The sequence below is a fragment of the Pararhizobium capsulatum DSM 1112 genome (assembly GCF_030814475.1).
GTDB classification, from domain to species: domain Bacteria; phylum Pseudomonadota; class Alphaproteobacteria; order Rhizobiales; family Rhizobiaceae; genus Pararhizobium; species Pararhizobium capsulatum.
Genome location: NZ_JAUSVF010000001.1, coordinates 2248305 through 2264979 on the forward strand (window position 1 = coordinate 2248305; position 16675 = coordinate 2264979).

16 protein-coding genes are annotated in these 16675 nt (G+C 59.9%); 15 read left to right on the plus strand and 1 reads right to left on the minus strand.

Going from position 1 to position 16675, the window contains the following annotated elements; all coding sequences use genetic code 11:
• Positions 1 to 46: 46 nt before the first annotated feature.
• The 6 genes from tpiA to QO002_RS11035 all read left to right on the plus strand — a co-directional run bounded on the left by tpiA (position 47) and on the right by QO002_RS11035 (position 6216).
• Complete coding sequence (tpiA, locus tag QO002_RS11010; protein ID WP_307229521.1) at positions 47 to 817, plus strand: triose-phosphate isomerase; 771 nt, start codon at positions 47 to 49, stop codon at positions 815 to 817.
• Between the two features lie 154 nt (positions 818 to 971).
• On the plus strand, positions 972 to 1424 hold the full coding sequence (secG, locus tag QO002_RS11015; RefSeq protein WP_307229523.1) for a preprotein translocase subunit SecG: 453 nt from the start codon (positions 972 to 974) through the stop codon (positions 1422 to 1424).
• A 149-nt stretch (positions 1425 to 1573) separates the two neighbouring features.
• Entirely contained in the window at positions 1574 to 3202 is a 1629-nt protein-coding gene (pyrG, locus tag QO002_RS11020; protein WP_307229525.1) for a CTP synthase, read from the plus strand.
• 23 nt (positions 3203 to 3225) lie between these two features.
• Positions 3226 to 3726: a GNAT family N-acetyltransferase gene (locus QO002_RS11025; RefSeq protein WP_307229527.1), complete on the plus strand. Its 501-nt coding sequence runs from the start codon at positions 3226 to 3228 to the stop codon at positions 3724 to 3726.
• 100 nt (positions 3727 to 3826) lie between these two features.
• Positions 3827 to 5542: a GH32 C-terminal domain-containing protein gene (locus QO002_RS11030; protein ID WP_307229529.1), complete on the plus strand. Its 1716-nt coding sequence runs from the start codon at positions 3827 to 3829 to the stop codon at positions 5540 to 5542.
• 101 nt (positions 5543 to 5643) lie between these two features.
• Positions 5644 to 6216 carry a transglycosylase SLT domain-containing protein gene (locus tag QO002_RS11035; RefSeq protein WP_307229531.1) on the plus strand — a complete coding sequence of 191 codons (573 nt, stop codon included), beginning with the start codon at positions 5644 to 5646 and terminating at the stop codon, positions 6214 to 6216.
• Here the strand turns inward: QO002_RS11035 and QO002_RS11040 are convergent.
• Positions 6213 to 7127, minus strand: coding sequence for a LysR family transcriptional regulator (locus QO002_RS11040; protein WP_307229533.1), 915 nt, complete (start codon positions 7125 to 7127; stop codon positions 6213 to 6215). The two genes, QO002_RS11035 and QO002_RS11040, sit on opposite strands and share 4 nt — an antisense overlap.
• 136 nt (positions 7128 to 7263) lie before the next feature.
• On the opposite strand from QO002_RS11040, the gene QO002_RS11045 reads away from it, so the two are divergent.
• The 9 genes from QO002_RS11045 to QO002_RS11085 all read left to right on the plus strand — a co-directional run bounded on the left by QO002_RS11045 (position 7264) and on the right by QO002_RS11085 (position 16615).
• The gene (locus tag QO002_RS11045; RefSeq protein ID WP_307229535.1) at positions 7264 to 8028 is read left to right on the plus strand and encodes an SDR family oxidoreductase; all 765 of its coding nucleotides are present in this window, start codon (positions 7264 to 7266) and stop codon (positions 8026 to 8028) included.
• Positions 8029 to 8066: 38 nt separating this feature from the next.
• Positions 8067 to 8807 carry an SDR family oxidoreductase gene (locus tag QO002_RS11050; protein WP_307229537.1) on the plus strand — a complete coding sequence of 247 codons (741 nt, stop codon included), beginning with the start codon at positions 8067 to 8069 and terminating at the stop codon, positions 8805 to 8807.
• Between the two features lie 133 nt (positions 8808 to 8940).
• Positions 8941 to 9837: a VOC family protein gene (locus QO002_RS11055; protein WP_307229539.1), complete on the plus strand. Its 897-nt coding sequence runs from the start codon at positions 8941 to 8943 to the stop codon at positions 9835 to 9837.
• The gene (gene kdsA, locus QO002_RS11060) at positions 9834 to 10673 is read left to right on the plus strand and encodes a 3-deoxy-8-phosphooctulonate synthase (protein WP_307229541.1); all 840 of its coding nucleotides are present in this window, start codon (positions 9834 to 9836) and stop codon (positions 10671 to 10673) included. The genes QO002_RS11055 and kdsA overlap by 4 nt, the downstream gene beginning before the upstream one ends.
• Before the next feature lie 133 nt (positions 10674 to 10806).
• Positions 10807 to 12081, plus strand: a complete 1275-nt coding sequence (gene eno / locus QO002_RS11065; RefSeq protein ID WP_307229542.1) for a phosphopyruvate hydratase — start codon at positions 10807 to 10809, stop codon at positions 12079 to 12081.
• Positions 12082 to 12351: 270 nt separating this feature from the next.
• Positions 12352 to 12660 (plus strand): FtsB family cell division protein, encoded by a 309-nt coding sequence (locus QO002_RS11070; protein ID WP_307229544.1) that lies wholly within the window; start codon positions 12352 to 12354, stop codon positions 12658 to 12660.
• A 149-nt stretch (positions 12661 to 12809) separates the two neighbouring features.
• Complete coding sequence (pdhA, locus tag QO002_RS11075; protein ID WP_307229547.1) at positions 12810 to 13856, plus strand: pyruvate dehydrogenase (acetyl-transferring) E1 component subunit alpha; 1047 nt, start codon at positions 12810 to 12812, stop codon at positions 13854 to 13856.
• A gap of 21 nt (positions 13857 to 13877) precedes the next feature.
• Complete coding sequence (locus tag QO002_RS11080) at positions 13878 to 15257, plus strand: pyruvate dehydrogenase complex E1 component subunit beta (RefSeq protein ID WP_307229549.1); 1380 nt, start codon at positions 13878 to 13880, stop codon at positions 15255 to 15257.
• A gap of 14 nt (positions 15258 to 15271) precedes the next feature.
• Entirely contained in the window at positions 15272 to 16615 is a 1344-nt protein-coding gene (locus QO002_RS11085) for a pyruvate dehydrogenase complex dihydrolipoamide acetyltransferase (RefSeq protein WP_307229551.1), read from the plus strand.
• Positions 16616 to 16675: the final 60 nt, after the last annotated feature.

Genomic DNA, 16675 nt, shown 5'->3' on the forward strand with positions numbered 1-16675 from the left:
TTGCTACGGCCTTTGCCGGAAGAGGGAAGCACTGTGAGGAGATGTCATGACCCCTGAAATACGTCCGCTCGTTGCCGGAAACTGGAAGATGAACGGGGTCAGGGCTTCGCTCGATCAGATCAAGGCGATGTCTGAAGGGGTCAAGGGGCCGCTGTCGGCCAAGGTCGAAACGCTGATCTGCCCACCGATCACGCTGCTCTATGTCGCGACCGCCCTTTGCACCGACAGCCCGCTCGCGATCGGCGCGCAGGATTGCCACGAAAAGACTGCCGGTGCGCATACCGGCAACGTCTCGGCGGAAATGATCGCCGATTGCTTCGGCACCCACGTTATCGTCGGCCACTCCGAGCGCCGCACGGATCACCGCGAGGAGGATGCGCTGATCCGCTCGAAGGCGGAAGCAGCCCATGATGCCGATCTGGTTGCCATCGTCTGCATCGGCGAGAGCGAAGAGCAGCACAAATCCGGCCAGACGCTGGATGTCCTGAAGCGGCAGCTTGACGCTTCGGTCCCGGACGATGCGACCGCCGAAGACACTGTCATCGCCTATGAGCCCGTCTGGGCGATCGGCACAGGCCTCACGCCGACGGTTCAGGATGTGGAGGAGGCGCATGCCTTCATGCGCGCCGAGCTTGTGAAGCGCTTCGGCGATGAGGGCGCCAGGATGCGCATTCTCTACGGTGGCTCGGTGAAGCCGTCGAATGCCCGCGAGCTTCTCGGCGTTTCCAATGTCGACGGCGCGCTAATCGGTGGTGCGAGCTTGAAAGCCGACGACTTCCTCGCCATCTACCGGGTCTATGAGGAATTGACCGCCTGAGCCTGTGTGATTGCACCGGCGATTGCGGGTAGGGGCTTTTAATGCGCGGTTGCTTGGTATATGCAGCCGCCAACAAACTTTAATGGCATCCCGGCTGGCCGGGCGGACGTTCCGCTGGCTGCCGAAACGATGACCTTGGTCAGGACCGGATAAAATGCAGACCGTATTGCTCGTCATCTATCTCATGGTTGTTCTCGCGCTGATCGGCGTCGTGCTGATCCAGCGTTCGGAAGGCGGCGGTCTTGGCATCGGCGGCGGTTCGGGCTTCATGTCCGCCCGCGGCACGGCTAACGCTCTGACGCGCACCACGGCGATCCTGGCGGCCTTGTTCTTTGTTCTGGCACTCGGTATGGGCGTTCTCTCCCGTTACCAGCCGAACGCGACGGACGTTCTTGACCGTATCCCCGGCACGACCACCAACGGCAACGGCGTTCTCGATTCGCTCGGTGGCGGCGCAACCCCACCCGCCGGTGAAACGCCTGCCCAGAACGGCGCGACCAACGGCCAGGCTCCGGCCACGCAGACACCGGCGGTCCAGACCCCGGCGACCCAGACGCCAGCTACAAAGACGCCTGCCGACAATTCGGGCGTTCCCAGCGGCCAGTAAGGCCAACGCCTTTTGAAATCGCCGGCGGAAGATTTTTCCGCCGGTTTTCTTTTGTTTGAATTCCTGCCACCAACCTTTTGACGGAAAAATTCTGAAAGATGAATTTTTCGGTGGCGGAATCGTTTTTGAAACGGTATCCGGTGAAGCCCATGGCGCGATATGTATTCATCACTGGCGGCGTGGTTTCTTCCCTTGGAAAAGGGATTGCCGCGGCCGCTCTAGGAGCATTGCTGCAGGCCCGTGGTTATCGGGTGCGGCTTCGCAAACTCGACCCCTATCTCAACGTCGATCCGGGCACCATGAGCCCGACCCAGCACGGAGAGGTCTTCGTGACCGACGACGGCGCGGAGACGGATCTCGACCTCGGTCATTACGAGCGCTTTACCGGCCGTTCGGCGACCAAGACAGACAACATCACAACGGGTCGCATCTACAAGAACATCATCGACAAGGAACGCCGCGGCGATTATCTCGGCGCGACGGTTCAGGTCATTCCGCACGTCACCAACGAGATCAAGAATTTCGTCACCGAAGGCAATGACGACTACGATTTCGTCATCTGCGAGATCGGCGGCACGGTCGGCGATATCGAAGCGATGCCGTTCATGGAGGCAATCCGCCAGCTGAAGAACGACTTGCCGCGCGGTACCGCTGTTTTCGTGCACCTGACGCTGATGCCCTATATTCCGGCGGCCGGTGAATTGAAGACCAAGCCGACCCAGCATTCCGTCAAGGAACTGCAGGCGCTTGGTATCCACCCGGACATCCTGCTCGTTCGTGCCGACCGCGAAATCCCCGAGGCCGAGCGCCGCAAGCTGTCGCTGTTCTGCAACGTGCGCCCATCCGCCGTCATCCAGGCACTGGATGTCGCAAGCATCTATGACGTGCCGATCGCCTACCACAAGGAAGGTCTCGACTCGGAAGTTCTGGCAGCCTTCGGCATCGAGCCGGCGCCGAAACCGCGGATCGAAAACTGGGAAAATGTCGCCAGCCGCATTCGCACGCCAGAAGGCGAAGTCACGATTGCGATCGTCGGCAAGTACACCGGCCTCAAGGATGCCTACAAGTCGCTGACCGAAGCGCTCTACCACGGTGGCATTGCCAACCGCGTCAAGGTCAAGCTCGACTGGATCGAATCGGAAGTCTTCGAAAAGGAAGACCCGGCGCCTTACCTCGAAAAGGTCCACGGCATTCTCGTGCCCGGCGGTTTTGGCGAGCGCGGTTCCGAAGGCAAGATCAATGCGGCCCGCTTTGCTCGCGAGCGCAAGGTGCCGTATTTCGGCATCTGCTTCGGCATGCAGATGGCTGTCGTGGAAGCGGCCCGCAACCTCGCTGGCATCGAGAAGGCATCGTCCACCGAATTCGGCCCGACGGCGGAGCCGGTCGTCGGCTTGATGACCGAGTGGGTGAAGGGCAACGAACTGCAGAAGCGCACGGCATCCGGCGATCTCGGCGGCACCATGCGTCTCGGCGCCTACAAGGCGAGCCTGAAGAAGGGCACCAAGATCGCCGATATCTATGGTTCCACGGATATTTCCGAGCGCCACCGCCACCGATACGAAGTCAATATCGACTATAAGGATCGCCTCGAAAAATGCGGTCTTGAGTTCTCCGGCATGTCGCCGGATGGCATTCTGCCGGAAACCGTCGAGTACCCGGATCATCCGTGGTTTATCGGTGTCCAGTACCATCCGGAGCTGAAATCGCGGCCGCTTGATCCGCATCCGCTGTTTGCGAGCTTCGTCGAAGCCGCCGTCGAACAGAGCCGCCTCGTCTGAGGCGGCTGACGGGAGGCGATGACATGCCGGACAAGGCATCGGAAATCGAAATTTCTCGTTATCGCAGTGGTGACGAGCGCGACATCGTCGCCCTGATCCTCCCGATCCAGACAATCGAGTTCGGAATCGAGACCTCTGCTGAAAAGCAGCCCGATCTTTTCGATATCGCAAATTTCTATCAGACCGGTGCCGGCGATTTCTGGATCGCCAGGCACGGCCCCGATATCGTCGGCACGATCGCCATGAAGGATATCGGCAACGGTCAGGCGCTGATCCGCAAGATGTTCGTGGCTGCGGCATTCCGGGGGCGCGAATACGCCCTCGCAGCGCGCCTGCTGTCTACGTTGGTCAACAAGGCCCGCACCGCCCAGATGTCCGAAATTTTCCTCGGCACTATCGACATCTTGCGGGCTGCCTGCCGGTTCTATGAGAAGAACGGTTTTGCGCAGATCGGTCGCGAAGATCTGCCGGCAGCATTCCCTGTCATGGCGGTCGACAACACGTTCTACAGGCTGAAGCTCTGACGCTTCGCCCTTGGCGGGCGTGACTGTTTTACCCTTTACATCGATGGATTTGACCCTAGCTCGACCTTCATGAGGCACAATTGCCGAGGAAGGATGCTGCATGAGTGAGGTTCTCTCGCCCCCGCAAACGGACACGATCGCCGTGCTCTCTGCTGATGTTCCCGTCAGTGCGACCCTGCACGTCTGGCTGAAGGCCAAGGGGCCGAATGCGCCGGGAACGATGGCATTCGTCTGCCGCGGCGAGAAGATCGGCGAGGTCTCCGTCGAAAACAGCGAAGAATACGTCTTTCGCCCTTTCGTTGTGGTCAGCGGCGGTGCGCTGGACTGCCTCTACGATACCACGACGACGGCAGTTTCGGTGGCCTATTTCTTCAACGCTGCGGAAGTCGTGGAAAACGGCATCACGGTGCTCCACACCAGTGTCGCCAATGCGCCGGCGCCGGTCAGGGACGGCTATCACTTCCGCCCGCCCTTCGGCTGGATGAACGACCCCAACGGGTTCGGACGTTTTGGGGGAAGACCGCATCTCTTCTACCAGCACTATTCCCACGGTCTGCGCTGGAACACCATGCACTGGGGCCACGCCGTTTCGACCGATTATCTGCGTTGGCACCATATGCCGATCTTCCTGTTCCCATCGGAAGACCTGACGGCAAGGCCCGACAAAAGAGGCGGCGCCTTCTCCGGCTCCGCTATCCCGCTGATGGGCGATGCCGGTATACGGGTATTCTTTACCGAACAGGTTATTGAAAGGACCCCGGAAACACAGATCCAGCTGACGGCCACATCGCACAACATCATCACCGCGAGCGAGGCACATGTCATCCTGCCAAACAGGCCAAGCGACCTCGGGCTAACCCTCGATTTTCGCGATCCCTACGTCGTGCGGGGGCCGGATGGACTGTGGAAGATGGTGCTTGGCAGCCTCAGCCAGCAGGGCGGAGTCGTGTTGCTCTATGAAACCGACGACCCTGCGGCAGCCGACGGCTGGCGGTTCGTCGGCACGTTGCTGCTTGAAGATCGATATGGAGCAAGTGTCATCGAATGCCCTTGCCTGCTGCCCCTGAATGGTCCTGCCGACGCGCCTGAAACGCGCTGGGCCTTGCTCTATGGCATGGTCAACAGTGTCGATGTGCGGACCGGTCGCAAGAACCTCACCTTGATTGCAGTTGGCAGCTTCGATGGCGTGCGTTTTCTGCGAGATTTCGAGCAGGAGCTCGATTTCGGCACTGATAACTACGCCTTTCAGGCGTTCGTCGATGGTGAAACTGCTGTCGGTATCGGCTGGCTGGCGAACTGGGCGGACGTTTCCCACGCCGTCGATTTTCCGACCGCCATGACCCTGCCGCGCCAGTTGATCCTGAGAGGGGACAGGGTACTCACGCCGCCAGTGCCGACCGTGGAAACTCTTCGGCATCAGCTTGTCGACGATCGTAAGCTTCTCGCTGGGCAACCTGTCGGGTTCACCTCCGGGGCCGTCGAGATTACAATCGAACTATCCCACGCGGGATCGCCATTCGAACTGCTTTTTGATCATCCTCACACCGAGGTCGGCGTTGAGGTGAACGATGAGGGGCTTGCGATCCGGTTTCGTCGCAGCGGAGACGATAGCGAGGTGCCACGCTACATAGTGGCCGGTGCCAAGCCCTCGAGGATTTCGATATTTCTCGACACGGGTTCCATCGAAGTCTTTGCCGACAACGGACGGTGGGCCGGTACGAAGCGTATCGATGGGTTTGAACCGGTTCGTGGTGCCCGGTTACTGGCGGAAAGCGGAGCTGTGCTTTCCGCAAAAATCTTCAGTTTGTGCCTATGAATCGAGGCGAGATCTCCGAGATCCCCGTGACCGCAGTTGCGTAAAAACGTCTCTTTAACGTTTACCTGCCAGTAATCTCTCTGAAAGTGAGAGATCGTGCGATGCGTGTATTGCTTATCGTCGCCCTTCTCGCGCTGGCGGGGTGTGCAACCGCGCCGAAGAACACGCGCAATGCCTGCGCTATCTTCGAACAGCGCGATGGCTTGTTCAACAATTGGGAACGCGCTGCCCGCAAGGCTTCGCGCGAATACGGCGTGCCCGTTCCGATCCTGATGGCAACCATCTATACGGAATCCGGTTTTCGCCCATACGCACGCCCACCCCGCACAAAGCTCTTCGGTTTCATTCCCTGGAAGCGCCAATCCACGGCCTACGGCTTCTCCCAGGCTCTGGACGGCACATGGTCGCGCTACAAGCGTGAAACCGGCCATCTGATGGCGCGCCGTACAAACTTCGCCGACGCGATCGATTTTGTCGGTTGGTACCACAGCAACAGCCACGAAAAGAACGGCATCGCTCTCAACGACGCCTACAATCTCTATCTGGCCTATTATTCCGGTGACGCCGGATATGCGCGCGGGTCGTGGCGAGGCAATGCCCAGCTTCGAAAGGCGGCACAACGCGCCGCGAGTATCGCCAGTGCTTATGCTTCGCAGCTGCGCAGCTGCAGCTAACGGACCGTCGGGCCGCGATCCCAATAGGGCGGTGTGCCGAACTTCTGGCGAAGGTGATCGGCGATAGCCCTCAGTTTTGCCGAAGGGCGCCGTCCATCCGGGTGGACGATATGGATATATTCGAGTTCCGGCTGAACCCCGATATCGATCTCGCGCAATTCTCCGGCAGCGATCGCCGTTCCGACCACGAACATCGGAACCAGCGCGACTCCGATGCCCGCGATCGCTGCATCGCGCAGCATGTCGCCATTGTTGAGGCTTAGCCCCATGCGTCCGCGCACGAGGATGGTGCCGGCCGGACTCGGAAAGCGCCAATCCGCGATGCCTCGATTGGAATAGAAGATGCCTTTGTGCGTCTCAAGTTCTTCGATCGATCCGGGTGTGCCATTCTTCTCAAGGTAGCCCGGTGAGGCGACGAGTACACGTCGGCTTGGCGCGAGACGCCACGCCATCAGCCGAGAATCGGCGATCGGGCCGTTTCGTACGACGGCATCGTATCCGTCTGCAGCGGCGTCCACCCGCCTGTCGTCGAGATCGAGCGTCAACTGCAGATCCGGGTGATCGGCAAGAAAGCCGTAAAGCGCGGGTCCCAGATGCATGCGCCCGAAGGTTACCGGTGCCGACAGCCGCAGGGGGCCAGATATTGTTCCCCGCCGTTCGGCCATGTCAGTGGTGGCTTCCTCGATTTCCAGCGTAATCCTCTGGGCGCGCTCCAAAAAATAGTGGCCGTCCTCCGTTAGGGTGAGTTTGCGGGTGGTTCTGTGCAACAGCTTCGAGCCGAGAATGCGCTCAAGCTCCGCCAGCCTCTCGCTGACGACTGATTTCGACAAGCGCAACCGCCGCGCCGCTTCGCTGATCGAACCACCTTCGACGATGGCGACAAAGGAAAGGATGCCTTCGAGCTTAATCATTGTTCGGAATATCCGGAAACGAGTTTCATTTTCTGCAGACTAATCCGAACGATTAAATAAGGCCATATTCACCTCAAGCAAACGGTTTGGAGGGAGCCCATCAGGTTCCCGCCGCTTCGCCAAGAGGATCAAGACCATGGAACGTCTTTCTGGAAAAGTCGCAGTTATCACGGGTGCCAGCGCCGGTATCGGCCGCGCCACCGCAAAGCTGTTCGCAGCTGAAGGTGCAAAAATCGTCGTCGGCGCCCGCCGCCAGAATGAACTCGATGAACTCATCGCCGAAATCAAGGTAAATGGCGGCGATGCCGTCGCGCTTGCCGGCGATGTCCGCTCGGAGGACTACGCCAAGGCGCTCGTCGCTCTTGCCGTCGAAAAATACGGACGCCTCGATGTCGCCTTCAACAATGCCGGAACGCTCGGCGAAGCCGGTCCTTCGACCGGGGTTTCCGAGCAGGGCTGGAACGATGCAATCGCTATCAATCTCACCGGCTCGTTCCTTGGCGCCAAGCACCAGATTGCCGAGATGGTTAAACATGGCGCAGGCTCGGTGATCTTTACCTCGACTTTTGTCGGCTACAGCTTTGCATTTCCAGGTGTTGCCGCCTACGCTGCCTCGAAGGCCGGGTTGATTGGCCTGACGCAGGCGCTCGCAGCCGAGTTCGGTTCGCAGGGCGTGCGTGTCAATGCCATCCTGCCCGGTGCCGTTGATACCGCGATGTATCGCGAGATGAACGACACACCTGAATCCCAGTCCTTCATCACAAACCTGCATGCGCTGAAGCGGGTTGCCACGCCGGAAGAGCTCGCTCGCTCGGTGCTTTACCTCGCCTCAGATGATTCTGCCTTCGTGACCGGTACTGCATCGCTTGTAGACGGCGGCGCCTCCATCACACGCACTTGAACCCATCATCAGAACCTCAGATCTCTAGGAAATTCATCATGTCACGCTTGCAGAACAAAACTGCCCTCATCACCGGCGGCACCAGCGGCATCGGCCTTGAAACGGCCCGCCAGTTCATCGCCGAAGGCGCCCGCGTCGCGGTTACCGGCACCAATCCGGCAACCATCGAAGCTGCCCGTGCCGAACTCGGCGATAAGGCGATTTTTATCCAGGCAAATGCCGGGGATGTGGCCGGGCAAAAGGCTGTCGTCGAGACGGTGAAGGAAAGCTTCGGTCATCTCGACATCCTGTTCATCAACGCCGGTGCAGCCGATTTCCGGCCCATCGAACAGTTTGACGAGGAGGCTTTCGATCGCTCGGTCGCGATCAATGTCAAAGGCCCGTTCTTCCTGATTCAGGCGCTTCTGCCGATCCTTGCCAATCCGGCCTCGATCGTGCTCAACACCTCGATCAACGCCCATATCGGCATGCCGAACACGTCAGTCTATGCGCTCACCAAGGCCGCCTTGCTGTCCTTTGCCAAGACCTTGTCCGGTGAACTGATCGGTCGGGGCATCCGCGTCAATGCTGTCAGCCCCGGCCCGGTCGCGACCCCGCTCTATGGCAAGCTCGGAATGTCGGCTGCCGATACCGACGCCATGGCCGCGGCCAAAATTCCCGTCGGCCGCTTTGGCAATCCGAGTGAGATCGCCAAGGCTGTGGTGTTCCTCGCCTCCGACGAATCGACCTACACCGTCGGCAGCGAACTCGTGATCGATGGCGGCATGAGCAATCTCTAACCAATGATCCGCATGGCCCGGTGTTTCGGGCCATGCGTTTCCAATGAACAAGAAGTTGTCTGTTCAACATTCCCTTGAAATCGGCGGCCAAAACGGGCAAAGCACCTGCCAACGCCCAGTTTCAGGGAAATTCATGAGCACTGCCTCCCGTACACCGCGCCTGCTCGACCATCTGGTCCTGCCCGTCATCGATCTGACAACGGCAAGGGGTCGCTATGAGCAACTGGGGTTTACGGTCGCAGCGGATGCACTTCATCCCTTTGGTACCGAGAACGCCTGCGTCTTTCTTGCCGACAAGACTTATCTTGAGCCGCTTGCCGTCGCGAGCCGTGAAGACTGCGAAGCTGCGGCGCTCGTCGGCAATGTTTTCATCGCTCGCGATCAGGCTTATCGCTTCCGCCGTGGTCAGGATGGGTTTTCCGCCATCGTGCTTTCGACGAACGATGCTGCGGGTGATCATCAGCGCTTCGTCGAGAAGGGAATATCCGGGGGTAAAACCCTCGATTTCTCGCGTTCGATGACGCTGCCGGACGGTTCGCAGGCTGAAGCAAGCTTCCGCCTTGCCTTTGCTGCCGATCTGCGCGCCCCGGATTTCTTCCTCTTTGCGTGCCAGCGCCTGAAATCGCTGCCTGCTGATCGCGCAGCGCTGGAAACCCACGCAAATGGTGTGACCGGCATGCAGGAAGTCGTGCTGTCGGAACCGAACCCGACGGATTTCCAGTATCTCCTGCAAGAAGCCGTCGATGAGCGGGAGGTCTCCGCCCATTCCTTCGGCATGGATATCGAAACACGCAATGTGAAGATTTCGGTGCTCAATCCGGCTGGCATGTCAGGCTTCTTCGATAAACGAACACCATCCCATTCCCGAGGCCTGCGCGGTCGCGCCGTGGTCTTTACGGTTTCCGATCTTGCGGCAACCGAGCATCTTCTTGCCGCAAATGCGGTTGAATTCATCAGAAAAGGCGAGCGCCTCATCGTCCCGGAAACGCCGGGGCAGGGCCTCCTTTTCGTATTTGGAGAAAAGTCATGAAGACGAATGCAGACGTCGTTGTCGGCGAAGGCTCAAAGCAGGTTACCTTTTCCAACAGCAAGCGCCTTTCGCTGATTGCTGGTCCCTGCCAGATGGAAAGCCGCGATCATGCCTTCATGATCGCCGGTACGATGGTTGAGCTCTGCGAAAAGCTCGGCATGGGCCTGATCTACAAGTCCTCCTTCGACAAGGCCAATCGCACCTCGATTTCCGGCAAGCGCGGTATCGGCCTCGACAAGGCGATGGAAATCTTCGCCGATCTTAAAAAGGAATACGGCTTCCCGGTTCTGACCGACATCCACACGGAAGAGCAGTGCGGCCTCGTTGCCCCGACCGTCGATATCCTGCAGATCCCGGCCTTTCTCTGCCGCCAGACCGACCTCCTGATCGCTGCCGCCAAGACCGGCCGCACCATCAACGTCAAGAAGGGCCAGTTCCTCGCGCCCTGGGACATGAAGAACGTGCTCGCGAAGTTCACCGAGAGCGGCAACCCGAATGTGCTGCTCTGCGAACGCGGCGCCTCCTTCGGCTACAACACGCTGGTTTCCGACATGCGCTCGCTGCCGATCATGGCAGGCCTTGGCGCGCCGGTGGTCTTCGATGCGACCCATTCCGTGCAGCAGCCGGGCGGGCAGGGTGCTTCTTCCGGTGGTCAGCGTGAATTCGTCGAAACGCTCGCTCGCGCAGCCGTTGCCGTCGGCGTTGCGGGCGTCTTCATCGAGACCCATGAAGACCCGGACAATGCGCCCTCCGATGGTCCGAACATGGTTCACCTCAAGGACATGCCGCGTCTGCTCGAAACGCTGCTCGCTTTCGACGACGTGTCCAAGCGCTGATCGCCCCGGCGCTTTGTGAAATTTTCTTGAAGTCCGGGCGCGGAACGGCATTGGCCTGCGCCCGGCATTGTAATTTCCCGGCCATGAATTATGACATGGCCATCCTTTCATCACCTGAAGCAGGGAAGAGATCATGACCGCAATCATCGACATCATCGGCCGCGAAATTCTGGACAGCCGCGGCAACCCGACCGTGGAAGTCGACGTCCATCTGGAAGACGGCAGCTTCGGTCGTGCAGCGGTTCCCTCGGGCGCGTCCACCGGCGCGCATGAAGCCGTAGAGCTTCGCGATGGCGGCAGCCGCTATCTCGGCAAGGGCGTGGAGAAGGCTGTCGAAGCCGTCAATGGCGAAATCTACGAAGCTGTCGGTGGTCTCGAGGCCGAAGACCAGGTTCTGATCGACGACACCATGATCGAGCTGGATGGCACGCCGAACAAGGCGCGTATCGGCGCCAACGCCATCCTCGGCGTATCGCTCGCCGTTGCCAAGGCTGCTGCCGCTGCTGCCGGCCTGCCGCTCTATCGCTACGTCGGTGGCCCGAACGCCCGCGTTCTGCCGGTTCCGATGATGAATATCATCAACGGCGGCGCCCATGCCGATAACCCGATCGACTTCCAGGAATTCATGATCGTTCCGGTCGGCGCCGAAACCATCCGTGACGCTGTTCGTATGGGCTCGGAAGTCTTCCACACCTTGAAGAAGCAGCTTGCTGCCGATGGCCACAACACCAACGTTGGCGATGAAGGCGGTTTCGCACCGGGTCTCGCATCTGCTCCGGCAGCCCTCGACTTCATCATGAAGTCGATTGAAAAGGCCGGCTACCGTCCGGGCGAAGACATGCACATCGCTCTCGATTGCGCCTCGACCGAATTCTTCAAGGACGGCAAGTACGTGCTCGAAGGCGAAGGCCGCACGCTTGAGCCGGAAGCCATGGCCGAATATCTGGCCGAGCTTGCCGGAAAGTACCCGATCTTCTCGATCGAAGACGGCATGGCTGAAGACGACTGGGATGGTTGGAAGGCCCTGACCGACAAGATCGGCAAGAAGGTGCAGCTGGTCGGCGACGACCTGTTTGTCACCAACTCGGCCCGCCTGCGCGATGGTATCAAGATGGGCGTCGCCAATTCGATCCTCGTCAAGGTCAACCAGATCGGCTCGCTCTCCGAAACGCTGGATGCTGTTGAAACCGCACACAAGGCAGCCTATACCGCCGTCATGTCGCACCGTTCGGGCGAGACCGAGGATTCGACGATTGCCGATCTCGCGGTTGCCACCAACTGCGGCCAGATCAAGACCGGCTCGCTGGCTCGCTCCGACCGTACCGCCAAGTACAACCAGCTGATCCGCATCGAAGAGCAGCTTGGTCCGCAGGCCCGTTACGCCGGCACGTCCATCCTGCGCGGCTGATAGGCGCTCCGACTGCAAGTTTGAGGCGCCTTCAATTCTCCGGTCGTCATCCTCGGGCCTGACCCGAGGATCTTCCAGCCTCTCACTGAGTGGAGAGGCTGATGGATGCTCGGCTCAAGGCCGAGCATGACGGAAGAGGGTCGCTCCTTCTCAATGATCCAACCCGCGTTCTTCACAGGGCGCGGGTTTTTTCATAGGCCCCGTTATGGTCAACGGTCGGTTAATCAATCGGCGCTATCGTCTGCCTGTATTGCGTACAGGGCATGAGCAATGTGGACCAAACATCACAAGAAGCGGAAACTGGGGCGGTTTGTCATGCCGCTCATCACGGTCGCCTTTCTTTCCTATTTCGGCTATCATTCCGTCCATGGCGACTATGGGCTGAAGGCGACGGAGACATTTGATCGCCAGCGGATCGAGCGCCAGGCGCGTCTCGACGAGTTGACGGAGAAGCGCCAGATCCTCGAAAAGGAAGTTGCGTTGCTGAGTGACGGATCGCTGGAACGGGACATGCTCGACGAGAAGGCTCGTTTCGGGCTGAATATGTCGCGCGCCGATGAAATCGTGATTTTTCACTGATTTCTGAAATTAACTCGAAATAAGTTAATCTTGAAAAGACTTTAAATTTCATACATTTGAGCGGAATATAAGCCATGCAAATATAGCATTGCTGTCGGGTCGTTCTTTGCCTATGGTGTCGTCAAAAGGCAAACCATAGGGAGGATTGTATGGCACCGCGAAAATCCGCGTCCGTATCCAGCCGCAAGACGTCGGCAAAACCCGCCAAGAGGGATTTCACCGCAGGAACGATAGCTGAGTTTGACCGCGATGCCGATATGAAGGCCTATCGCGAGATGCTGCTGATCCGTCGTTTTGAGGAGAAGGCCGGCCAGCTTTACGGCATGGGTTTCATCGGTGGTTTCTGTCACCTCTACATCGGCCAGGAAGCTGTCGTCGTGGGCATGCAGCTGGCCTTGAAGGAAGGCGATCAGGTTATCACCGCCTATCGCGATCATGGCCACATGCTGGCTTGCGGCATGAGTGCCCGCGGCGTCATGGCCGAGCTGACCGGTCGACGCAGCGGACTTTCCCGAGGGAAGGGCGGCTCGATGCACATGTTCTCCAAGGAAAAGAATTTCTACGGCGGCCACGGCATCGTCGGCGCGCAGGTTTCGCTCGGAACCGGTCTTGCCTTTGCCAAGAAGTATCGCGGCAACGACAATGTCTCGCTCGCCTATTTCGGCGACGGCGCTGCGAACCAGGGCCAGGTATATGAGAGCTTCAACATGGCCGCCCTCTGGAAGCTGCCGGTGATCTACATCGTCGAGAACAACCGTTACGCCATGGGTACTTCGGTATCACGCGCATCGGCCGGCCACGATTTCTCGCAGCGCGGCGTAGCACTCGGTATTCCGGGCTTTCAGGTCGACGGCATGGACGTTCGCGCCGTCAAGGCTGCAGGCGACGAGGCTGTTGCCCATTGCCGCGCCGGCAAGGGTCCGATCATCCTTGAAATGCAGACCTACCGTTATCGCGGCCACTCCATGTCCGACCCGGCGAAATATCGCTCCAAGGACGAAGTGCAGAAGATGCGGTCGGAACACGACCCGATCGAACAGGTGAAGGCGCGTATCCTTGAAAACGGATGGGCGAGCGAAGACGAGCTGAAGGCGATCGACAAGGACGTCCGCGACATCGTTGCCGACAGCGCCGATTTCGCCCAGTCCGATCCGGAGCCGGATGTATCCGAGCTCTACACCGACATTCTGCTTTAAGACCGGGACGAGGAAAACATCATGCCTATCGAAATCCTGATGCCCGCTCTGTCGCCGACGATGGAAGAAGGCACGCTCAGCAAGTGGCTGAAAAACGAAGGTGACAAGGTCACCTCCGGCGACGTGATCGCCGAAATCGAAACCGACAAGGCGACCATGGAAGTGGAAGCCGTCGATGAAGGCACGATCGGCAAGATCCTGATCGCCGCCGGCACCGAAAACGTCAAGGTCAACACCGCTATCGCCGTCCTGCTGCAGGATGGCGAAAGCGCTGGCGACGTTGCAGCTCCGAAGGCTGCGGCTCCTGCCGAGCCTGCGAAGGCCGAAGAGCCGGCACCTGCCGCAGCAGCGTCCGCTCCGGTCGCTGCCCAGCCGAAGGTCGAGGTTGCCTCCGATCCGGATATTCCGGCCGGCACCGAAATGGTTTCGACCACCGTGCGCGAAGCGCTTCGCGACGCAATGGCTGAAGAAATGCGCCGCAGCGAAGACGTCTTCGTCATGGGTGAAGAAGTCGCCGAATACCAAGGCGCCTACAAGATCACCCAAGGCCTGCTGCAGGAATTCGGTCCGCGTCGCGTCGTCGATACGCCGATCACCGAACACGGTTTTGCCGGCGTCGGCGTCGGTGCGGCGATGACGGGCTTGCGCCCGATCGTCGAGTTCATGACCTTCAACTTCGCCATGCAGGCGATCGACCACATCATCAACTCGGCTGCCAAGACGCTCTATATGTCCGGCGGTCAGATGGGTGCGCCGATGGTGTTTCGCGGCCCGTCGGGTGCGGCTGCCCGCGTCGGTGCGCAGCATTCGCAGTGCTATGCCGCCTGGTACAGCCATATTCCGGGCCTCAAGGTCATCATGCCCTACACGGCGGCTGACGCGAAGGGCCTCCTGAAGGCGGCGATCCGCGATCCGAACCCGGTGATCTTCCTTGAAAACGAAATCCTCTACGGTCACTCCTTCGATGTGCCGAAGATGGATGATTTCGTCCTGCCGATCGGCAAGGCGCGCGTTCACAAGGTCGGCACGGACGTGACCATCGTTTCCTTCGGCATCGGCATGACCTATGCGGTCAAGGCCGCTGCTGAACTCGAAAAGGATGGCATCGATGTCGAGATCATCGATCTGCGCACCATCCGTCCGATGGACCTGCCGACCGTGATCGAATCGGTGAAGAAGACCGGCCGTCTGGTCACCGTCGAGGAAGGCTTCCCGCAATCATCAGTCGGCACGGAAATCGCCACCCGCGTCATGCAGCAGGCTTTCGACTACCTTGATGCGCCGATCCTGACGATTGCCGGCAAGGATGTTCCGATGCCGTATGCGGCAAACCTCGAAAAGCTGGCCCTGCCGAATGTCGGCGAAGTCGTCCAGGCGGTGAAGACCGTCTGCTACAAATAAGGGAGGGTGAACAGATGCCTATCAACATCACCATGCCAGCCCTTTCGCCGACCATGGAAGAGGGCAACCTTTCCAAGTGGCTGGTCAAGGAAGGCGACAAGGTCTCCTCCGGCGACGTCCTCTGCGAGATCGAAACCGACAAGGCGACGATGGAAGTCGAATCCGTGGACGAGGGCGTCGTTGCCAAGCTCGTCGTTCCCGCCGGCACCGAAGGCGTCAAGGTCAATGCCCTGATCGCCATTCTCGCTGCTGACGGCGAGGATGTTGCCGCTGCCGCATCCGGCGGCGGCGCAGCTGCTCCCAAGGCCGAAGCCCCGAAGACGGAAGCGCCGAAGGCTGAAGTTGCCCCGGCCGCTAAGGCTGAAGCTGCACCTGCCGCCGCTCCGGCCGTTGCCCAGGCTTCTGCATCCTCCGGCGCACGCACCTTCTCGTCGCCGCTGGCCCGGCGTCTTGCCAAGGACGCGGGCCTCGACATCTCGGCTGTTGTTGGCTCCGGCCCGCACGGTCGCGTCGTCAAGAAGGACGTGGAAACCGCTGTCGCTGGCGGCGGTGCCAAGCCTGTCGCCGCTGCTCCGGCATCTGCCGCTGCATCCGCACCGGCCCCGGCGCTTGCCAAGGGCCCGTCCGAAGAGGCGGTGCTCAAGAACTTCGCCGAAGGTTCCTACGAGCTTGTTCCGCATGACGGCATGCGCAAGACCATTGCCAAGCGACTGCAGGAATCCAAGCAGACCATCCCGCATTTCTACGTTTCTGTAGACTGCGAGCTGGATGCGCTCCTGGCGCTGCGCGCGCAGGTCAATGCGTCTGCACCGGAGAAGGACGGCAAGCCCGGCTACAAGATCTCGGTCAACGACATGGTCATTAAGGCCCTTGCCCTTGCCCTGCGTGACGTGCCGGACGCGAACGTGTCCTGGACGGATAGCAACATGGTCAAGCACAAGCACGCCGATGTCGGCGTTGCCGTCTCGATCCCCGGCGGTCTCATCACCCCGATCATCCGCAGTGCCGAACTGAAGAGCCTGTCGGCTATCTCCAACGAGATGAAGGATCTCGGCGCTCGCGCCAAGAGCCGCAAGCTGAAGCCTGAGGAATATCAGGGCGGCACGACGGCCGTTTCCAACATGGGCATGATGGGCGTGAAAAACTTCGCCGCCGTCGTCAACCCGCCGCACGCGACGATCCTGGCGATCGGTGCAGGCGAGGAGCGCGTCGTAGTGAAGAAGGGCCAGATGGTTGTCGCCAACGTGATGACCGTCACCCTTTCGACCGACCACCGCGCCGTCGATGGAGCACTCGGAGCCGAACTTCTCGGCGCCTTCAAGCGCTACATCGAAAATCCGATGGGCATGCTGGTCTGACGCAGTCTTTCCCTCCCCCTTGCGGGGAGGGTGTCCGCTTAGCGGACGGGTGGGGGTGCT